The organism is Acidovorax sp. KNOB132, from assembly GCF_057541515.1.
In genome coordinates this window covers 68,254-85,989 of the sequence record NZ_BAAJYT010000003.1, presented here as the reverse complement: position 1 = coordinate 85,989, position 17,736 = coordinate 68,254, and the positions used below count along the sequence as shown (strand labels likewise).

Annotated in this window: 14 protein-coding genes, 2 pseudogenes and 1 riboswitch; of the genes and pseudogenes, 4 read left to right on the top strand and 12 right to left on the bottom strand. The window is 66.1% G+C overall.

What is annotated here, in order from left to right:
• Positions 1-889: pseudogene (locus tag AC27IO_RS01280) on the bottom strand (membrane-bound PQQ-dependent dehydrogenase, glucose/quinate/shikimate family); the annotation flags it as partial.
• Positions 890-1,191: 302 nt separating this feature from the next.
• Here AC27IO_RS01280 and AC27IO_RS01275 point away from each other — a divergent pair.
• Positions 1,192-2,154: a tripartite tricarboxylate transporter substrate binding protein gene (locus AC27IO_RS01275; protein ID WP_498736848.1), complete on the top strand. Its 963-nt coding sequence runs from the start codon at positions 1,192-1,194 to the stop codon at positions 2,152-2,154.
• 79 nt (positions 2,155-2,233) lie between these two features.
• On the opposite strand, the gene AC27IO_RS01270 is transcribed toward AC27IO_RS01275, so the two are convergent.
• The 11 genes and pseudogenes from AC27IO_RS01270 to AC27IO_RS01220 form a co-directional block, all read right to left on the bottom strand.
• Positions 2,234-3,085, bottom strand: a complete 852-nt coding sequence (locus AC27IO_RS01270) for an HAD-IIB family hydrolase (protein ID WP_498736846.1) — start codon at positions 3,083-3,085, stop codon at positions 2,234-2,236.
• Positions 3,086-3,125: 40 nt separating this feature from the next.
• Complete coding sequence (locus tag AC27IO_RS01265; protein WP_442867332.1) at positions 3,126-3,533, bottom strand: hypothetical protein; 408 nt, start codon at positions 3,531-3,533, stop codon at positions 3,126-3,128.
• Positions 3,527-4,420 carry a DUF6402 family protein gene (locus AC27IO_RS01260; protein WP_498736843.1) on the bottom strand — a complete coding sequence of 298 codons (894 nt, stop codon included), beginning with the start codon at positions 4,418-4,420 and terminating at the stop codon, positions 3,527-3,529. The genes AC27IO_RS01265 and AC27IO_RS01260 overlap by 7 nt, the downstream gene beginning before the upstream one ends.
• Before the next feature lie 158 nt (positions 4,421-4,578).
• The gene (locus AC27IO_RS01255; protein WP_498736841.1) at positions 4,579-6,396 is read right to left on the bottom strand and encodes a hypothetical protein; all 1,818 of its coding nucleotides are present in this window, start codon (positions 6,394-6,396) and stop codon (positions 4,579-4,581) included.
• A gap of 106 nt (positions 6,397-6,502) precedes the next feature.
• Positions 6,503-8,293 (bottom strand): hypothetical protein, encoded by a 1,791-nt coding sequence (locus AC27IO_RS01250; protein WP_498736840.1) that lies wholly within the window; start codon positions 8,291-8,293, stop codon positions 6,503-6,505.
• The gene (locus AC27IO_RS01245; protein WP_498736838.1) at positions 8,290-9,303 is read right to left on the bottom strand and encodes a glycosyltransferase family 2 protein; all 1,014 of its coding nucleotides are present in this window, start codon (positions 9,301-9,303) and stop codon (positions 8,290-8,292) included. The genes AC27IO_RS01250 and AC27IO_RS01245 overlap by 4 nt, the downstream gene beginning before the upstream one ends.
• Positions 9,300-9,653, bottom strand: a complete 354-nt coding sequence (locus AC27IO_RS01240) for a DMT family transporter (RefSeq protein ID WP_272565124.1) — start codon at positions 9,651-9,653, stop codon at positions 9,300-9,302. Before AC27IO_RS01240 ends, AC27IO_RS01245 begins: the two co-directional genes overlap by 4 nt.
• Before the next feature lie 21 nt (positions 9,654-9,674).
• The gene (locus tag AC27IO_RS01235) at positions 9,675-11,141 is read right to left on the bottom strand and encodes a hypothetical protein (protein WP_498736837.1); all 1,467 of its coding nucleotides are present in this window, start codon (positions 11,139-11,141) and stop codon (positions 9,675-9,677) included.
• Positions 11,138-12,766 (bottom strand): peptide chain release factor 3, encoded by a 1,629-nt coding sequence (locus AC27IO_RS01230; protein ID WP_284429751.1) that lies wholly within the window; start codon positions 12,764-12,766, stop codon positions 11,138-11,140. The genes AC27IO_RS01235 and AC27IO_RS01230 overlap by 4 nt, the downstream gene beginning before the upstream one ends.
• A 179-nt stretch (positions 12,767-12,945) precedes the next feature.
• Positions 12,946-13,137 (bottom strand): hypothetical protein, encoded by a 192-nt coding sequence (locus tag AC27IO_RS01225; RefSeq protein ID WP_498736850.1) that lies wholly within the window; start codon positions 13,135-13,137, stop codon positions 12,946-12,948.
• A 115-nt stretch (positions 13,138-13,252) separates the two neighbouring features.
• A pseudogene (locus tag AC27IO_RS01220) lies at positions 13,253-13,984 on the bottom strand (acyltransferase family protein); the annotation flags it as partial.
• Positions 13,985-14,122: 138 nt separating this feature from the next.
• Positions 14,123-14,219: riboswitch (S-adenosyl-L-homocysteine riboswitch) on the top strand.
• 69 nt (positions 14,220-14,288) lie between these two features.
• Here AC27IO_RS01220 and ahcY point away from each other — a divergent pair.
• From ahcY to metF, 3 genes are all read left to right on the top strand, one after another.
• Entirely contained in the window at positions 14,289-15,719 is a 1,431-nt protein-coding gene (gene ahcY, locus AC27IO_RS01215) for an adenosylhomocysteinase (RefSeq protein ID WP_284413776.1), read from the top strand.
• Between the two features lie 137 nt (positions 15,720-15,856).
• Positions 15,857-16,858 (top strand): TlyA family RNA methyltransferase, encoded by a 1,002-nt coding sequence (locus tag AC27IO_RS01210; protein WP_487112167.1) that lies wholly within the window; start codon positions 15,857-15,859, stop codon positions 16,856-16,858.
• On the top strand, positions 16,855-17,697 hold the full coding sequence (gene metF / locus AC27IO_RS01205) for a methylenetetrahydrofolate reductase [NAD(P)H] (RefSeq protein ID WP_487112169.1): 843 nt from the start codon (positions 16,855-16,857) through the stop codon (positions 17,695-17,697). The genes AC27IO_RS01210 and metF overlap by 4 nt, the downstream gene beginning before the upstream one ends.
• The last annotated feature ends 39 nt before the right edge of the window (positions 17,698-17,736 follow it).

Genomic DNA, 17,736 nt, shown 5'->3' with positions numbered 1-17,736 from the left:
CCGTCGGAACGGCCGCGGCGCCGGCGGTGGCCGGCTCGGGCGGCTGGTACGACAGGCCGCGGCAGGTCAGGTGCTGCAGCGCCAGTTCGCCTTTGCCCTGCACCTGGGTGTCGTAGCGCCAGACCTGCGCGCCGGTGGTCGCGTCGAGCGCAATGACCGACTGGTGCGGGGTGCACAGGTACAGGCGGTTGCCGACCTTCAGCGGCGTGACCTCGAAGGTCGTCTCCTGCGGATCGCCGGGCTCGCCGCGCACGTCGCCGGTGCGGTACTGCCAGGCGACCTCCAGGCCGCGAACGTTGTCGGGGGTGATCTGGCCCAGCGGGGAGTAGCGCTGGCCCTCGCCGGTGCGGCCGTAGGCATGCCATTCGCCGGGCGGGATGGCGCCGTTGTCGCCAGGGCTGCCAGCCGCGGCGGGCACCGCCGTGGTGGGGGTGGGGGCGGCATGCGCGGCGAAGGCGCCGGGCACGTCGTGCGCGTCATGGAACCACGAGGCCACGGCCACGGCCAGAAAGGCCGCCAGCGTCACGCCCAGCGCACGGCGCGGGCCGCGCTGCGATGGCGAGACCAGGCCGCGGGACACCCAGGGCGTGAGCAGCAGCAGCCCCAGCACGAAGAACACGTCGCCCCGTGCAGCAAGAGGCCACCAGTCCAGCCCGGCCTCCCACAGCGACCACAGCAGCGTCACCAGCACCAGCCCGGCATAGACCCACAGGGCGGCGGGGTTGCGCTGGGCCAGCATCCAGCCGGCGAGCAGGGTGGCCAGGCCCGCGGGCAGGTAGTACCACGAGCCGCCCAGGGCGATGAGCCAGACCCCGCCGACGCCGATGGCCAGGCCGATCACGACGAGAAGCACCCCCAGGAAAACAGGCGCGTGGCGTTGGTTGGGCATGACCATTCCTCTTGAATAGGCAGTTCCCGGGCATGGCCTGCGGCCGGATGTGCGGGGGTTGGGGCTGGGAAGCGGCACGCTGGAAGTCGCGTGCGCCGGGGGTGACGTTAAGCGGGCACCCCGCGCCGCCGTGTCGGTTCCGCCCGTCGCCCCATGTAGGACGAACGCACCGGGCCCCGGCACCGGTGCTTTGGAGCCTTGCATGACGCGTGCGCGACAGGGCCTCAGGGTTTCCGGCCTGCAGGGATGGGGCTGCCCTGCGCTGCAATGGTGGTTGCTTACTTTGCGAGAACCGACCGACCATGCAGCGCCGCCATCTCATGCAGCTCGGGGCCGCGGCCCTGGCCGCCCCCGCCCTCACCGCCCGTGCCCAATCCTTTCCCGCCCGGCCCATCAAGCTGGTGATCGCCTTCCCGGCCGGCGGACCCACCGACATCACCATGCGCGTGCTGGCCGACAGCGCCGGCAAGGCGCTGGGCCAGCCGGTCATCGTGGACAACAAGCCCGGCGCCGGCGGCACGCTGCCCGCGCAGCTGCTGCAGTCCTCGGCGGCCGACGGCTACACCGTGGCGCAGATCCCGCTGGGCGTGTTCCGCATGCCCTACACCACCAAGATCAACTGGGACCCGGTCAAGGACATCACCTATGTGCTGAACGTCACGGGCTACGCCTTCGGCGTGGTGGTGCCGGCCGACTCGCCGTTCAAGACCTGGGCGGACTTCGTGGCCTATGCCAGGGCCAACCCCGGCAAACTCAGCTACGGCTCCACCGGCACGCTGACCAGCCCGCACCTCACCATGGAACTGGCCGCGCAGCAACTGGGCCTGCAACTGCTGCACGTTCCGTACAAGGGCAGCGCCGACCTGATGCAGTCCATCCTGGGTGGGCAGATCATGGCCGCGGCCGACTCCACCGGTTTCGCGCCGCAGGTCGAGGCGGGCAAGCTGCGCGTGCTGAACACCTGGGGCGCCGAGCGCCTGGCGAAATTCCCCGATGCCCCCACGCTCAAGGAACTGGGCATCGACGTGGTGCAGAACTCGCCCTTCGGCATCGGCGCGCCCAAGGGCACGCCGCCGGACGTGGTCAAGCGCCTGCACGATGCGTTCAAGCAGGCGATGGACCAGGAGTCCTACCGCACCGCGCTGGCGCGCTACGACATGGTGCCGATCTACATGGACAGCGCGCGCTACCGCCAGTTCGCGCAGGACACCTTCACGCGCGAGAAGGCACTGGTGGAAAAGCTGGGCCTGGGCAAGCCGCTGTAATCCCCCGCGCACCGGGATGGAGCGCCGCTTGCGATGGATCGATTTGCTATGAAAATAATAGCTACAAGGGCAATATTTTCTAGGTCATGCGGCCCATCGCACCCAAAATGGCCTGCGCGACCTCGGCAAAGCCCGCGCCGCGCTCGCCCCGGGTGACGTAGCGCGGTCGGTGGCGCAGCTGCGGCACGAAGCGCGCCACGTTCGCCACGCCCACGCTGTGGGCGAAGCGCTCGAACATCAGCTGGTCGTTGGTGGAGTCGCCCACGTAGACCCATCGGTCGATCTCGGCGTCCAGGTCGCGCCCCAGGCGCTCGCGCACGATCCAGCGGGCACCCTCCAGCTTGTTGTGCGCCCCGAACCAGCCGTTGACGTGGATGCTGCTCACCGTGGCATGCATGCCCGCCGCGTGCAGGCGGTCCACCACCTGGTCGATGGCGGCCTGCGGCAGGTGCACGAACTCGCTGTGGTCGATGGCGATGTCGCACTCGCGCCCGGCGGAATCGGTGGCGCGGCGTGCGCCCGGCACCTCGCGCTCGATCTGCGCCAGCACGGCCTGCATCCGCGCGTGGTTGGCCGCCCGCGTCGGCGCATCCTGTTGATACCATTTCGATAGCACGATGCCGGCGTTTTCATTGCGCTCCAGGGCATTCTGGTTCCGCTCCGCCACCAGCGCCACTGCGCCGTTCTCCGCCACGATGGCGTCCACGGGCCACGCGGCCGCAAAGGGCTCGCTCCAGCCCACGGGGCGCCCGGTGATCGGGATCACATGCAGGCCCGCCGCTTTCAGGTCCGCGATGGCGGCCAGCGCATCGGCAGTGATGGCGCCATCGGTGGTGAGGGTGTCGTCGATGTCGGTGAACACCCCGGCGAGGGTGGGGGGCGGCTGCCATGCGGCCAGCGGCTGAAGGGTGGCGGGGAGGGTGGAAAGCATTGCGGTGGGATGGCTGGGTGCAGTGTGAAAGGTGGAGCGCTCACGGCATGACGGCCGACCTGGGCAACGGTGGGCAGTCGATGCACTCCGGGGGGATATTTTCGAAAACAATGTCGCGCCCGACCTGCACGGCATTCAGTGGTGGATTCAGCCACCAGTAAAGCTGTCCGTTGATCCAGAGGTCCACCACATCGCTTTCCCCCAGCAGCGTTTCGGGTGCGATCCGATACAGGCGCACGAAAGAGGGAATCTTGAAGTCAGGGTGGATGAGGCGCTGGACGAGGGAAGCGTCGTAATACTCAACCCTATAGACGTGGCGAGGACTGATGTAAACACCTTTGAGCGTCGGGGCGAATGCGTACCAAACCGCGATCGCCCCCATTCCGATCAAGGCAGACCACCCTGCCCACCGGCGGTACCTTGGCGCATTTTTCATCGCATTCACCATGAAATTCTTTGCGGAAATGGCAGCCGCACCCGGCGTACGTCCGACAACACCATGAAGTCGCCTCCCCTTTGGTGCTTGGCCCGCCAATCGCGAAAGTCCTTGTTCTGAACGATGTATTTGTAGCCCTGAACGGCAGCAGGAGATTCGTTTACCAGCACTTCTTCGAGCGGCACGCTCCACTGTGTACGAACCCCGCATTCCACGCCATTGAAGCCCCAACAGCCCAGGGGTTGGGAAATGAAAGAATTGTCATCGTTGAAATCGTAGGCATCGCGCAGATAAAAGCCCAGTTCATTGATTTCGATGGTCGCTTTGCCCATACCTTGAGGGGTCACCATTCCAGAAACTGCCACGTTGATCTGCGCCTCGCCCATGGCGCCATAGAAGTCATCCATGGGATCGCTCCATTGGCCTAAAGCCAGATAATTCACCTGACAGGTGTCTTCGAGTATTTTGGCGGGCTGGGACAAATTGCCGAAACGCCAGCATTGATGATTGCGGCCTCTGTTCTCCGTTTCTACTCGTCGTTTCAGCATGGCAATACCTGCCGGGCTTGACCATTTGGCTTGTAAACTGGCCATTGCGGTCTGCACACGGGCAAACCCCAGCGCCCATGCCATCGAGACGGTGTTTTCATCCAGGCGTTCGGCGCCCAATTGGATTAACCGATGCGGCGGACGGCTTTCCTTCATCTCCTGTGGCATGGCAAGGGGCGCCCCGTTGAACCACCGCTCCATCAACGCCGCCGCCACCGGCCATCCCAAACGCGAGCGCATCACGGAGGGGATGTCCCGCAACTGGAATAACCGTGTGGCGTATTGCGGCGTGTTCTTGCGCCCGAGCATTGCATCAAGAGCCTCCTGCGGCGCTTTCAAAAGATCGACCATGTTTTTTCCTCCCCTCTTTTATCGGTTGCACGCGAAGGCATGCGTGACCGGCGCGGATTATGGGCAGGAAGGACGGGAATCTCGACGGGCGAAGTGCATGAATGCGTTGCGCGATGTAACTAATCAGCAAACTTGCCTGCGCGATTGCGAGCGCGGTCTCAGCGCTTGGCGAACTCGATGATGGCCCGGTAGAAGCGGTCGGAGCCGTCCTTGGTGTTGTCCGGGCCCAGCTCCATGCGGTTCACGCCGTTTTCGGCGCTGCCCTTGAACCGGTTCGGAATCACCGAAAAGTAGTACGGGCTGATGAACCGCGCGCCGCCGGCGTAGTGCGACTGCATGGCCGCCAGGTGGGCGCCGTCGCGCTTCCACTGCTGCGGATTGAATTCGGGCACGCCGTAGTCGGCGATCTTGCGTTCGGCCAGGAACCCCCGCACCCAGTCGCTGTCGGTGGCGCCGCCATACAGGTTGATGCCGTGCTTCCAGGGCAGCGAGCCGTGCAGGGTCTGGTCCGCCGCGAAGAGCTGCGGGTTCCAGGAGGAGTTCACGTTGGGCACGATCTGGTGGGAGTACAGCTTGTCGGCCGGCAACCCTTCGCCCAGCGCGATGCGGTAGAACTCGCCCAACTGCGCCGCCACCTGCTGCTCGCGGTAGCGGTTCCAGTCGCGCGCCAGCGGGTTGAACAGCACGCCCTGCTGGGGTTGGGGCAGGTCGAGCCATGAGCGCACGCCGGCCAGTTCGCTGCCCGCTCTCAAGCCGAACACTTCGGGCGGACGCCGGGTGGTCGGCGCCTCGCGGCGATCCCTGGCCATCACCGTGAACTCGGTTTTGGCCACTTCGTAGCGTGCCGTGCCCGCACGCGCCACGATCTGTGCCATGTGCTTGCCGGGGCGCAGGGTGCTGAAGTCCACGTCGGTGCGAAAACCCACGTTCGGCGTGGTGACCGCGTCCAGCGCCCGGTACACGTCCAGCCGATTGAACCCGCGCGCGATTGGACCGATGTAGCGGGCGTCCAGGTACAGGTCCAGGTTGGTCACGCGTCCTTCGGGATCCCACAGCCAGCCTGAGAGCGGCAGCGTGCCGGCGGCAAACGCGTCGTAGTGCTCTGCCAAGCTGCTCGCTGGCTCGCGGCTCACATCCCGCGAGGGGGCGGGAACGGCGCTGAACGCGGCATATGCCGTGCCTGCCTGGCGGTTGAGTGCCGCGATGCTGCCGTACTGCTTGGCGAGGTAGGCCCGAAAACCAGCCACGGACGCCGGGCTGTAGTCGGTGGTGCGGATGTTCTGGTGCGCTCCCATGCCATGTTCGAAATCCGGAAACAGGTGGTGTAATTCACCTGCGAGGGTGATGGCGACGATGCGCTGCTGTTGCTCGGGCGGCAGGGCCTTGATGCGCCGGGCCACATAGCGCAGCGCCTCGTAGCGGTAGCGGTTGACCGGGATGGAGGCGTCCGTCTCCAGCGTATAGGGCGCGATGCGGTAGCCGAAATAGCCCAGTTCCAGCGGCTGGCCGCCGGGCAGCTGCATGAGGTTGCGCGGGTCTTTCTCCAGTTCGTCGGTCAATGGGCCTACGGAGTCGAAATGGTCCCCGGCCAGGTACAGCACGACGGGACGCTTCACATCGGCCACGAGCTGCAGGAATTCATCGACCCGCGCTGTGTCGATCTCCCAACCGGTGGCAGTCCGGCGGTAAAGCGCCAGGAGCTGCAGCGTGGCCGTGAAGCCGATCTGCACCTGCCCCCGAGGGCCACCGGGCTCTAATGTGTCCAGCAGGCGATTGATGGCCGCAGCGCCAGTGCGCCTGCGCTCATGGCAGAGGTTGATGGCCGCATCGTAGGTTTTGATGCCGGGGTCGCTGGCGGCTTCGTCGCACACCATGGTTCCGACGATCGACGGGGCGATGATGAAGGGAGCGCGTGCCGTGGCAGGAGCGGTATCTGCGTATGCCGTGGCTCCCAGCAGGGACAGAGCCGCCGCCAAAGCCCGGCGGGCGTAAAAAAAAGCGCATGGCAGAGCATCCGTGAGGCAAGAGAACCGCACGGCCATCGCTGGCCGCGCAAAAGAACCCGGTGGCGGGATGGAGGTGTCAGGGGGCGCTGAGCGCTTTCTCCAGGTAGAAACGCCCCTCGCTGGCTTCGTACAAGCCCAGTTCGCCGAACTGCATGCGCGTACCCGGCTTGCATTCGAAGTCCATCGTAATGCGTCCTGGCGGCCCAGCAATCAGCAAGGGCATCGTGCCCCAGGTGATGTCCTGCCCCGCCTTGAGGCCGTCCAGGCGCACGAGGCTGGAGCGTGCCGCGCCATCGGGCCGGGTATAGCCCACCCAGAGGCGCTGGCACTGCCCCTGCAGTTTGTCCAAGGGCAATCGGAGAATGGAAATGCCATCCATCCTGAAGGACTTCGCACGCCACTCGATCAAGGCCTTTCCGGATTCCATGCCCGCCTCACTGGCGAAGGGGTCGCCGTCCCACCCATGGGTCCGGATCGTGTCGGGCTCGGCCTTTTGAAGCAGCACCGGGTGTCCCAGGCTCAGGTTCGGCATCAGGGGCGCGCTGTTGCGCAGGTGATAGGCCCCCAGAGCCACGCCCGCCACGATGGCGGCCAGGGCGCTGCCCAGGGCCACGCCCCGGCGTGGCTGGCGCCACAGCATGGCCACGCCCTGGGCGGCCAGGAGCACAAACAGGATGTCGAGCGCGCTGATGCTGTAGCGCGGGTTGTAGAGCACCGGCACATGCACCGCGCACTGGTAGGCGGCGGCGCCGGCGAGCATCCATCCCATCAGGTGACGCCGCGCGCCCCAGACGCCCAGGCAGGCCAGCAGCACGAGCACCACGCGCCAGGAGCGGTCGTTCATGACATGGCGATCCAGGTGCGCGCGGCTGAAGAACAGCACGGCCCCGAGCTTTTGCACATACATCTGCGCCAGCACCGGGAAGGGCGTTTCGCGCAGCATGGTCTTGGCCACGGCCAGCAAGCGGCGGTCGCCTTCCATCGAGAGGTGGCCCTGGCCGCCCGTCACGGTCGATTCGTCATGGACCAATCCAAAATATGGCGGCTCGTAGCCGGACAGCACCGGGTTGCTGCCGAAGTACAGCGCCGCACCGGTACCGGTCGCGATCATGGGCCGGCCGAATTCCTCGTTCTGGCGCACCATGTAAGCACTCACCAGTCCCAGGGCGATCAGGTGCACCGCCGCAATGCGCATGGCCGCGCCGCGCGGCGCACCTTGCAGTTTGCGCGATGCAACGAAGAAGGCCACCACGGCAAACGGCAGCCAGTACATGTAGGTTCCGCGGGTCAGGGTGGCCGCAGCGAGGGCCAGGCCCGCCAGGACCACGGCGCCGATCCGCCAGCGCGCTGCGCGCGTGCCGGCCGTGGTGTCTACCGCATAGGCGGTAGCCCAGAGCCACACGGCAACCAGGAACACGAAGGGCGCTTCGCCCATGAGCACCGCCCCGGCCTCCACCAGCATGTGGGGCAGCACGAACAGCCAGGCCGCGGCGGCGGCGGCCACGCGCCCGCCGATCTTGCGTGCGGCATCGAACGTGAGCACCAGCGCCACGAGGGAGATCGCGAGATTCGCCGCCTTGACGGCGATCGGGTCCGCCCCTGACAGCGCCATGTAGACGACCGCACCCGGCGCTACTTTGAGGATCTCCGGGTCGCTGAACAGCTTGGCCGCGTCTTCCAGCAGTTGCCGCGCCAGCGGCAGGTAGGTATGCACCGAGTCGAATGGGATATCCACCCGCGTGAGCACTTCCACCGTGCGGGCGGCGTAGAAGATGAGGGGTACGATCAGGCCCCAGAGCATCCAGTGGAGGGTGGCGCGCTCGGAAGGCGCCAGGGTGTGGTTGGCGTGGGCTTGCAAGGGGATCATGGCGTGGTGTTTCCGGCCATATCGTTCAGGCCTTCCAGGTCATCGGGGTGCAGGTAGGTGCTCAGGGGCTCGGTGGGCACGCTGCCCACGTCGTAGTGCAGGAACGCCACCAGGAACTGGATGCCGATGAGCACCGGCAGCGCCGCCAGCATCACGGTGCCGCTCGTGGCCGGATGGGTGCCGTAGGCGCTGTTGATCCAGTGCATCGCCCCGAACAGGCCCCCGGCCAGCAGCAAAAGCATGCCGAAGAGGCTGTAGATCGAGCCCACGTTGAAGTCGCGCACCAGGTAGCTGTACACGTAGCGCCGGGCCAGGCGCGAGGCGTGCTTTTTCAGGAATTCGGGCAGGACCTTGCCGATCTTGAGGTTCGATTCTTCGTCCGCGTACACGGCGTCCATGGGCACGTCGCGCACCACCGCCCGCAGCGTGTTCAAGCGGAACAGCATGTCGGTCTCGAAGAAATAGCGGCGCTCCAGCTTGTCCAGCGGAAGCTCGCGCAGCACGCTGGTGTGGATGGCGGTGTAGCCGTTCGTCGGGTCCATGATGGACCAGTAGCCGCAGCTGAGCTTGGTCATGAACGACAGCACGGCATTGCCGAACAGGCGCATCCCGGGCATGCCGCGCACCGATTCGGGCCGGAAGAAGCGGTTGCCCTTGGTGTAGTCGGCCCGGCCGTCCTGGATGGGGCGCACGAACAGCGGCAGCAGGCGGGGGTTCATCTGGCCGTCGCCGTCGATCTTGACCACGATGTCGATGCCGTCCGCGACGGCCTGGCGGTAGGCCGTGACCACGGCCCCGCCCACGCCCTGGTTCTCGGGGTTGAACAGCACCTGCACGCGCGGGTCGGTGCAGTGCTGCTGGATGAAGGCGCCGCTGCCGTCGGGGCAGGCGTCGTCCACCGCGTAGATGCGGGACACGCTGGCCGGAATCGTGCGGATCACCTCCAGCACATGCTGGGTGACCTTGTAGCAGGGGATGGCGACGGCGACGCTCATGGTGTGCTTCGTCATGCCGAAGCCCTCCCCGCCACGGCGATGCCTGCCAGGATCAGAGCCCCCCCGATGAAGGTCTGCAGATGCAGCGGCTCATCGAGGAACAGCCACCCCAGCGCCGGCACGATCAGGAAGGCCAAGCCCATGAACGGATAGGCCAGGTGCAGCGGTGCGCTGCGCAGCACCCAGATCCACAGCAGCGTGGTCACGCCGTAGAGCGCCAGGGCGACGATGAGCCAGCCGTTGAAGATCCAGTCGGTCAGCACCGGCTGGGCCGGCAGCATCATGGCCGCCTTCTTGAACAACAGTTGCCCGAGCGAGATGCCGAGCACGCACAACAGGGTCAGGGACGTGAGTAAAAGGGACATGGTGAGAAGGCAGGGGGCGTGTCATGCCGACACGGGGCGGGCCGGGGTGGGGCGCCGCAAGGCGAAAGCGGGAAGCAGGGCCAGGGGCAGGGTGAAAAACGGCAGGAGGTAACGGTATTCGCCCGCCGTGGACAGCAGGAAGATGGCCACCAGCTGCACGGCCATGGGCAACGCCACGATCAGCAGGGGCAGGTCGCGCCGGGCGATGCCCCGGCACAGGGCCCACGCCAGCAAAAGCATGCCGAGCCAAGGGGTCCACAGCAGCCACCGCCATGCATGGCTGGCCTTTTGCAGGGCGATGAAGCGGCGCTCCACGCCGCGCAGGTCGAACTGGCGAAAGACCGACGCCGACTGCGTGCGCTGCAGCACGTAGGTGGCGTAGGTCACGGAGGGAAAGCCGCCCTGCGCGAGCGCGGCGGCCAGGAAGACGTTGACCCGGCTGGCGATGAAGTCGGGCAGGTTCTGCCAGAGGTTGTAGGTGAAGAATTCACGCACGAGGGCCTTCTGGTCGGGCTGCGGCAGGCCTTGCATCTGCGGGCCTTCGGGATGGAAGACGAGCATGTCCCAGTACGCCGGGTCGGCATAGGCCTGCAGTTGCGGCAGGGGGCGGTAGCGCCCGAGCATCTCGATCGTGGCGGGCGACACCTTGGGCCGGTCCAGCACCCAGGGATCGTTCATGTGGGGATACTGGTCCCACAGGCGGTTCATGGCCCGGGGCTTGAGAAAGTTCACGGTCTCGAAGACCACCATGGGATAGACGGCTTCCTGTGCCCTGGACGGATGCAGCTGGTGGCCCGCGAACATCGCCGCGCACACCGCACCGATGACCGCCGCCAGCGTCCAACGGCTGCGGTGCTCCAGCACCAGCAGCACGGCGACCGCCGGCAGCAGAAAGACGATGCCGTTCGGCCGGGCGAAGGCCGCGAAGGGCAGCGCCACGGCCACCATGGCCAGCGAGGCCGCGCCCATCATGCGCTGGCGGGCCGCCAGCCAGAGCTCGAACAGCAGGCCGCAGGACGCCACGGCGAAGATGCCGTCCGGGTACAGCGTGCCCATGAAGTAAACCATGTGCGGTGCCAGACACACCAGCACCAGCACCACCGCGAAGCTCTTTCTCAGGCCCTGCCGCCAGTACCACGCGAGCATGCGGGCGAAGATCAGCGCGCACAGGCACAGCAGCACTGCCACGGGCACTTCCACCCGCCGCGTGCCTTCATAGAACAGGCGCACGAAGTAGTACCAGAAGACGGTCTTGCCGGAGCGGAAGTCGCCTCCGCGCTCCACCTCCAGCAGGATGGAGACCGAGTCCTCCCCCAGGATGCCGGGCCAGAAGGCCATCAGCCAGGTGCCGTACAGCGCTATCAGGGCGCTCCAGATCACCAGGAACGGGGTGGCTGCCCGCCAGCCATCCCGCGGGGCGCGGACCGCGCGGGCAATGGACGGAGATGGCAGCGTCGCTCCCACGGCCGGGCGATGGTCTGCGCTCAACCGGCGGCCTGCAGCGCCAGGCCGGCGTGCTCGCGCAACGGGTGGAAATGGATCTTGGGAAACCGCTCCTGGGCCAGGCGCACGTCGTAGGGCGAGGTGCACAGGTAGGCCAGCGTGTCTGCTGCGTCGTGCGCGAGCCGCAGCGGGTAGGCGTCGGTGAACGCCCGCAGGTCGGCCGGGCTGTCGGCGGTGATCCAGCGGGCGCCGGTGTACTGGCAGCCCTCCAGCCGCACGTCGGCGTCGTATTCGGTCTTGAGGCGGTGCTGTACCACTTCGAACTGCAACTGGCCCACCGCACCCAGCAGCATGGCACCGCCGGCGTCGGGCTTGAAGACCTGGATCGCGCCTTCCTCACCGAGCTGGGCCAGGCCCTGCTGCAGCTGCTTGGTGCGCAGCGGGTTCTTCAGGATGACCGTCATGAACAGTTCGGGCGCGAAGAACGGCAGGCCGGTGAACTGCAGGCTGGCGCCGTCGGTGATGGTGTCGCCCAGCTGCACGCCGCCATGGGTGGTGAAGCCGATGATGTCGCCGGCATAGGCCTCTTCCACCGCCTCGCGGCGTTGCGACATGAAAGTCACCACGCTGGTGGGGCGCAGTTCCTTGGCGGTGCGCTGCACCTTGAGCTTCATGCCCGGCGTGTACCGGCCCGAGGCCACGCGCACGAAGGCGATGCGGTCGCGGTGGTTGGCGTCCATGTTGGCCTGCACCTTGAACACCACGCCCGAGAAATTCTGGTCTTCGGGCTGCACGGTTTTCTCGACCGGCTGCTTGTTCACCTGCAGGCTGCTCAGGCGGGGGCGCGGCGAGGGGGCCAGGTCCACCAGCGCATCCAGCACTTCCATGACCCCAAAGTTGTTCACGCCGGAGCCGAAGAACACCGGCGTCTGCTTGCCGGCGAGGAAGGCCTCGTGGTCCCATGTGGGCGAGGCGCCCACGGCGAGTTCCATGCTCTCGATGGCGGCGTCGAATTCGCTGCCGAAACGCGCGCGCAGGTTGGCAGCGTCCGACAGGGGAATGGTCTCGAAGTCCTGCGGGCGGCGCTCGCTGCCCGACTCGAACACCGTCATGGCCTGCGTGCGCAGGTTGATGATGCCGCCGAAACCCTTGCCCTGGCCCACGGGCCAGGTCATGGGCACGCAAGGCATGCCCAGCTCGCGCTCGACCTCGTCCAGGATGTCCAGCGGTTCGCGCACTTCGCGGTCCATCTTGTTCACGAAGGTGATGATGGGCGTGTCGCGCTGGCGGCAGACCTCGATCAGGCGGCGCGTCTGCGCCTCCACGCCGTTGGCCGCGTCGATCACCATCAAGGCCGAATCGACGGCGGTGAGCACGCGGTAGGTGTCTTCCGAGAAGTCCTTGTGGCCCGGCGTGTCCAGCAGGTTCACCACGTGGTCGCGGTAGGCCATCTGCATGACCGAGCTGGCCACCGAGATGCCGCGCTGCTTTTCGATCTCCATCCAGTCGCTGGTGGCGTGGCGGCTGGCCTTGCGGCCCTTGACGGCGCCGGCGATCTGGATCGCGCCCGAGAACAGCAGCAGCTTTTCCGTGAGCGTGGTCTTGCCCGCGTCCGGGTGGGAGATGATGGCGAAGGTGCGGCGGCGCCGTGTTTCGGAGACGTAGGACACAGAGTTTTTTTGGTGAGGGCGCGGCGCAGCGGTGGGCCGAAGTACGGGCGCCAGGGTCGGCGCGCTGGCGCGCCGCCGCAGAGGGCGCCCGCGGAAAAGTGGCCGTATTCTAATGTCGGCCCTGCAACCGGCCATCGCTGGGCGGCGCCGGACTGCGGCTGTCCGGCGCATAGCCATGGTTACGTGGCCGTTTGGAGTGCCAGGGGCATGCGCTGGAACCAGCGCTTGAGCCGCAGCGCCGGGGACTCCACGATGTGCCAGGAGGCATATCCGGCCACGAAGGCCAGGGCCACCGACAGCAGCAGGCTCTGGGTGAATGGAAGTTGCGGCCACAGCGCATGCACCGATTGCTGAATCGGGCAGCTGTACAAGTAGATGCCGTAAGACGGGTCTCCGCCGCGCTGCAAAAAAAGCCAGCGCAGGCACATTCAGCGAGCCTAGAAAGATCAGCAGTGGCGGCAGCAAAAGAAGGCCCGCCGAATGCTCCAGATGGAATCCGAAGAACAGCACAGCTGCCAATGGCGCCAGTACAAGCAGCAGGCGGCCGGAGCGCGCATGGAACTCGTCCCTGAATACGGCAATGAGCGCGCCATAGGTGAAATAGGCAGGGTATTCGAACCAGTGCTGCATTTCCCCGGCGAGATCCGAGTTTCGGGCTGTGAGAAAGAAAGCGATGTAGGCTAGGCCGACCACGCCAGCGAGCCAGCGCGACCTGAAAACGCCCACCAGTCCCACGCCTGCCAACACCAGGTAGCAAAGGCTCTCCATGGAGATGGTCCATAAGGGCCCGTTCATCAGGTGCTTGATCGGATTGTTTTCGAACACGCCCGGCATGTAGGGGTAGTCCTTGATCAACAGCACGTTGCGAAAGTAGTTGATCGTGTCTGGATGGTTCAGGAATTCCGCTGCCGGCAGAGAGGTGAAGAAAAGCCCGAACAAGAAGACATTGCTGAGCACGGCAATCAGCAGGCCGGGCCAGATCCGCAGAAATCGCTTGAGCAGAAACGCGGGCACCTGAGGCTGGCGCAACCAGCTCAGCGTGACGAGATAGCCGCTGATTGTGAAGAAACTCATTACCGCTACGCCACCGACCATGTCGGAATACAGCCAGGAGGGTGATGCAGTGTGCGTGATGTGAAAGTGGTGGCTGAAGATCACCGCGCTCGCTGCGCAGATCCGCAGTAGGTCGAACAGGTTGCCCCGGTGCTGTATGGACATGGTCGCTGGTTTTTCTGGCTCACTAAGGGGCGTGTTGCGTGTTGTAAGAGGGCTGTAGAACCATTCCCTTATCAGCTATGCAGGGTGCCAAGCTCCGCGCATGGGAATTGATAAAAGCCGATGTCCTTATAATCGCCGCTTTCCGAGGAGCGTTGCAGCGTCTTTACCCCCGGTGCCCGGTGTGCGGCAGGGACGCGAGGCTCGGATCATCATTTTGCAACGACGCTCGCCCACGCTTCTTGTGCGGTGAGTGAGCCATTCCCCTCCGATGCGTGGTTTTTTACCTTCTTTACCGGAGAAAACCATGAGCGCAGTTCTCAAGCCCCAGGCCGACCAGGCCATCGCCGACCTTTCCCTTGCCGCATGGGGCCGCAAGGAAATCCGCATCGCCGAGACCGAAATGCCCGGCCTGATGGCCATCCGCGACGAGTTCGCCGCCAGCCAGCCGCTCAAGGGCGCGCGCATCACCGGCTCGCTGCACATGACGATCCAGACTGCCGTGCTGATCGAAACGCTCAAAGCCCTGGGTGCCGACGTGCGCTGGGCTTCGTGCAACATCTTCTCCACCCAGGACCACGCCGCTGCCGCCATCGCCGCCACGGGCACGCCGGTGTTCGCCATCAAGGGCGAGTCGCTGGAAGACTACTGGGACTACACCCACCGCATTTTCGACTTTGCGCCTAAGGGCAGCGCGGGCGAAGGCCCCAACATGATCCTGGACGACGGCGGCGATGCCACGCTGCTGATGCACCTGGGCCAGCGCGCCGAGAAGGACGCCTCCCTGGTCGCCGGCAACGGTGCCAGCGAGGAAGAGCGCATCCTGTTCGCCGCCATCCGCAAGAAACTGTCGGAAGACGCGACCTGGTACACCCGCAAGTCGGCCGAGATTATCGGCGTGACGGAAGAAACCACCACCGGCGTGCACCGCCTGAACGAGATGTCCGCCAAGGGCACGCTGCTGTTCCGCGCGATCAACGTGAACGACTCGGTCACCAAGTCCAAGTTCGACAACCTGTACGGCTGCCGCGAATCGCTGGTGGACGGCATCAAGCGCGCCACCGACGTCATGATCGCCGGCAAGGTCGCCGTGGTGGCCGGCTACGGCGACGTGGGCAAGGGCTCCGCCCAGGCGCTGCGCGCGCTGTCGGCCCAGGTGTGGGTCACCGAGATCGATCCCATCAACGCCCTGCAGGCCGCCATGGAAGGCTATCGCGTGGTGACCATGGACTACGCCGCCGACAAGGCCGACATCTTCGTGACGACGACGGGCAACAAGGACATCATCACCCACGACACCATGGTGAAGATGAAGGACCAGGCCATCGTCTGCAACATCGGCCACTTCGACAACGAGATCGACGTCGCGTCGATCGAGAAGTACGAATGGGAAGAGATCAAGCCCCAGGTGGACCACATCACCTTCCCGGACGGCAAGAAGATCATCCTGCTGGCCAAGGGCCGCCTGGTCAACCTGGGCTGCGGCACGGGCCACCCGAGCTTCGTGATGTCGTCGTCGTTCGCCAACCAGACCATCGCGCAGATCGAGCTCTTCACCAAGCCCGATGCCTACGAGGCCGGCAAGGTCTACGTGCTGCCCAAGCTGCTGGACGAGAAGGTCGCGCGCCTGCACCTGAAGAAGGTCGGCGCCATGCTGACCGAACTGACGGACTCGCAGGCCGCCTACATCGGCGTGAGCAAGAGCGGCCCCTACAAGCCCGACACCTACCGCTACTGATCGGGCGGGGCTTCGCGCCCCGGGGCGGCGGCCGGTGACTCCGGCCTGTTTGCCCCTGTTTTGCTATAAAAATAATAGCTTTCTGCGCTAGATGAATATGCGCTGGAGGCCTTTTTGACTCTGAAAAGGACGGGCGCATGCGCGCAGACGTGTATCTGGTGGACAAGGGCCACGCCGCGACCCGGTCGCAGGCGCAGCGCCTGATCGCGGCCGGCGTGCAATGGCGGCTGGCACCCAGCCTGCCCTGGCACAAGGTGGCCAAGAACGGTGACGAGATTCCGGACATCGCCGAAGTGCAGTTGCTCGACCAGTCCGAGGCGCGCTACCTCTCGCGCGGCGGCCTCAAGCTGGAAGGCGCGCTCGTGTCCGCGGGCCTGGACGTGGCGGGCTGGCGCTGCCTGGACGTGGGCCAGAGCACCGGGGGCTTTACCGACTGCCTGCTGCAGCGCGGCGCGGCCCAGGTGATCGGCGTGGACGTGGGCCACAGCCAACTGCACGACCGCCTGCGGCAGGATCCGCGCGTGGTGGCCGTGGAAGGCGTCAACGCCCGGTCCCTGACGGCCGCATCGTTGCAGGACGCCTGCGAGGACGCCTTGTCCGAGCAGGTCGAGCAAGACCCCGACGACAACGAGACCCAGCCCGAAGCGCCCTACGGCTGGATGCGCAACGGCGGCCTGATCGACGACGAGTACGACGACAGCGACGATGCCAAGGAACACGACGTCGAAGCCTTCAAGGCCGAGCGCTCTGCCCGGGCGCGGGCCCGCGCGGAGGGCGCCCTGCCCACCGTGCGCCGGCGCCGGGCAGGGCTGGAGCAGGTGGACATCACCCCGGTGTTCGATCTGGTGACGGGCGATGTGTCGTTCATCTCGCTCACGCTCATCCTGCCGGCGGTGGCGCCGCTGCTCAAGGCCGGCGGCGACCTGCTCATGCTGGTCAAGCCGCAGTTCGAACTGCAGCCCGGCCAGGTGGGCAAGGGCGGCATCGTGCGCGATGTGTCGCTCTACGCCGTGGTCGAGCAGCGCATCCGCGGCTGCTGCGCGGAACTGGGCCTGACAGTAGCCGCCTGGATGGACAGTTCCATCGATGGCGGCGACGGCAACCGTGAATTCTTCGTCCATGCAAGGAGGGCGGCATGACTGCCTCCAATCCACCCTTACCCGTCAGTTTCGAATTTTTCCCCCCCAAGACGCCCGAAGGGGCCGAAAAGCTGCGTGCCGTGCGGCAGGCGCTGTATGCCCGGCGGCCCGAGTTCTGTTCCGTCACCTACGGTGCGGGCGGCTCGACGCAGGAGGGCACCTTCACCACCGTGCGCGAGATTCTGGCGGAGGGCGTGAGCGCGGCCTCGCACTTCTCGTGCATTGGCGCCACGCGCGAGACGGTGCGCAGCCAGCTGGCCACGCTAAAGGCCATGGGCGTGAAGCGCCTGGTGGCCCTGCGAGGCGACCTGCCGAGCGGCTACGGCGCGGGCGGCGAGTTCCACTACGCCAGCGATCTGGTGGCCTTCATCCGCGCGGAGACGGGCGATGACTTCCACGTGGAAGTGGCCGCCTACCCGGAAGTGCACCCCCAGGCCCGTTCGCCCGAAGCCGATCTGCAGGCCTTCGCGCTCAAGGTGCGTGCCGGCGCGCACTCGGCCATCACGCAGTACTTCTTCAATGCCGACGCCTACTTCCGCTTCGTGGACGACACGCGGCGGCTGGGGCTGGATGTGCCCGTGGTGCCGGGCATCATGCCCATCCTGGGCTCCACGCAGCTCATGCGTTTCTCCGACGCCTGCGGCGCCGAAATCCCACGGTGGATCCGCATGCGGCTGCAGGGTTTTGGCGACGACACGGCCAGCATCAAGGCCTTCGGCCTGGACGTGGTCACCGGCTTGTGCGAGCAACTGCGCGACCGTGGCGTGCCGGGCCTGCACTTCTACACGATGAACCAGAGCGCCGCCACGCTGGAGATCTGCCGCCGGCTGGGCCTTTAGACGCCGGCGGCCACTCCGGTAATATCGCCCCTTCGTTTT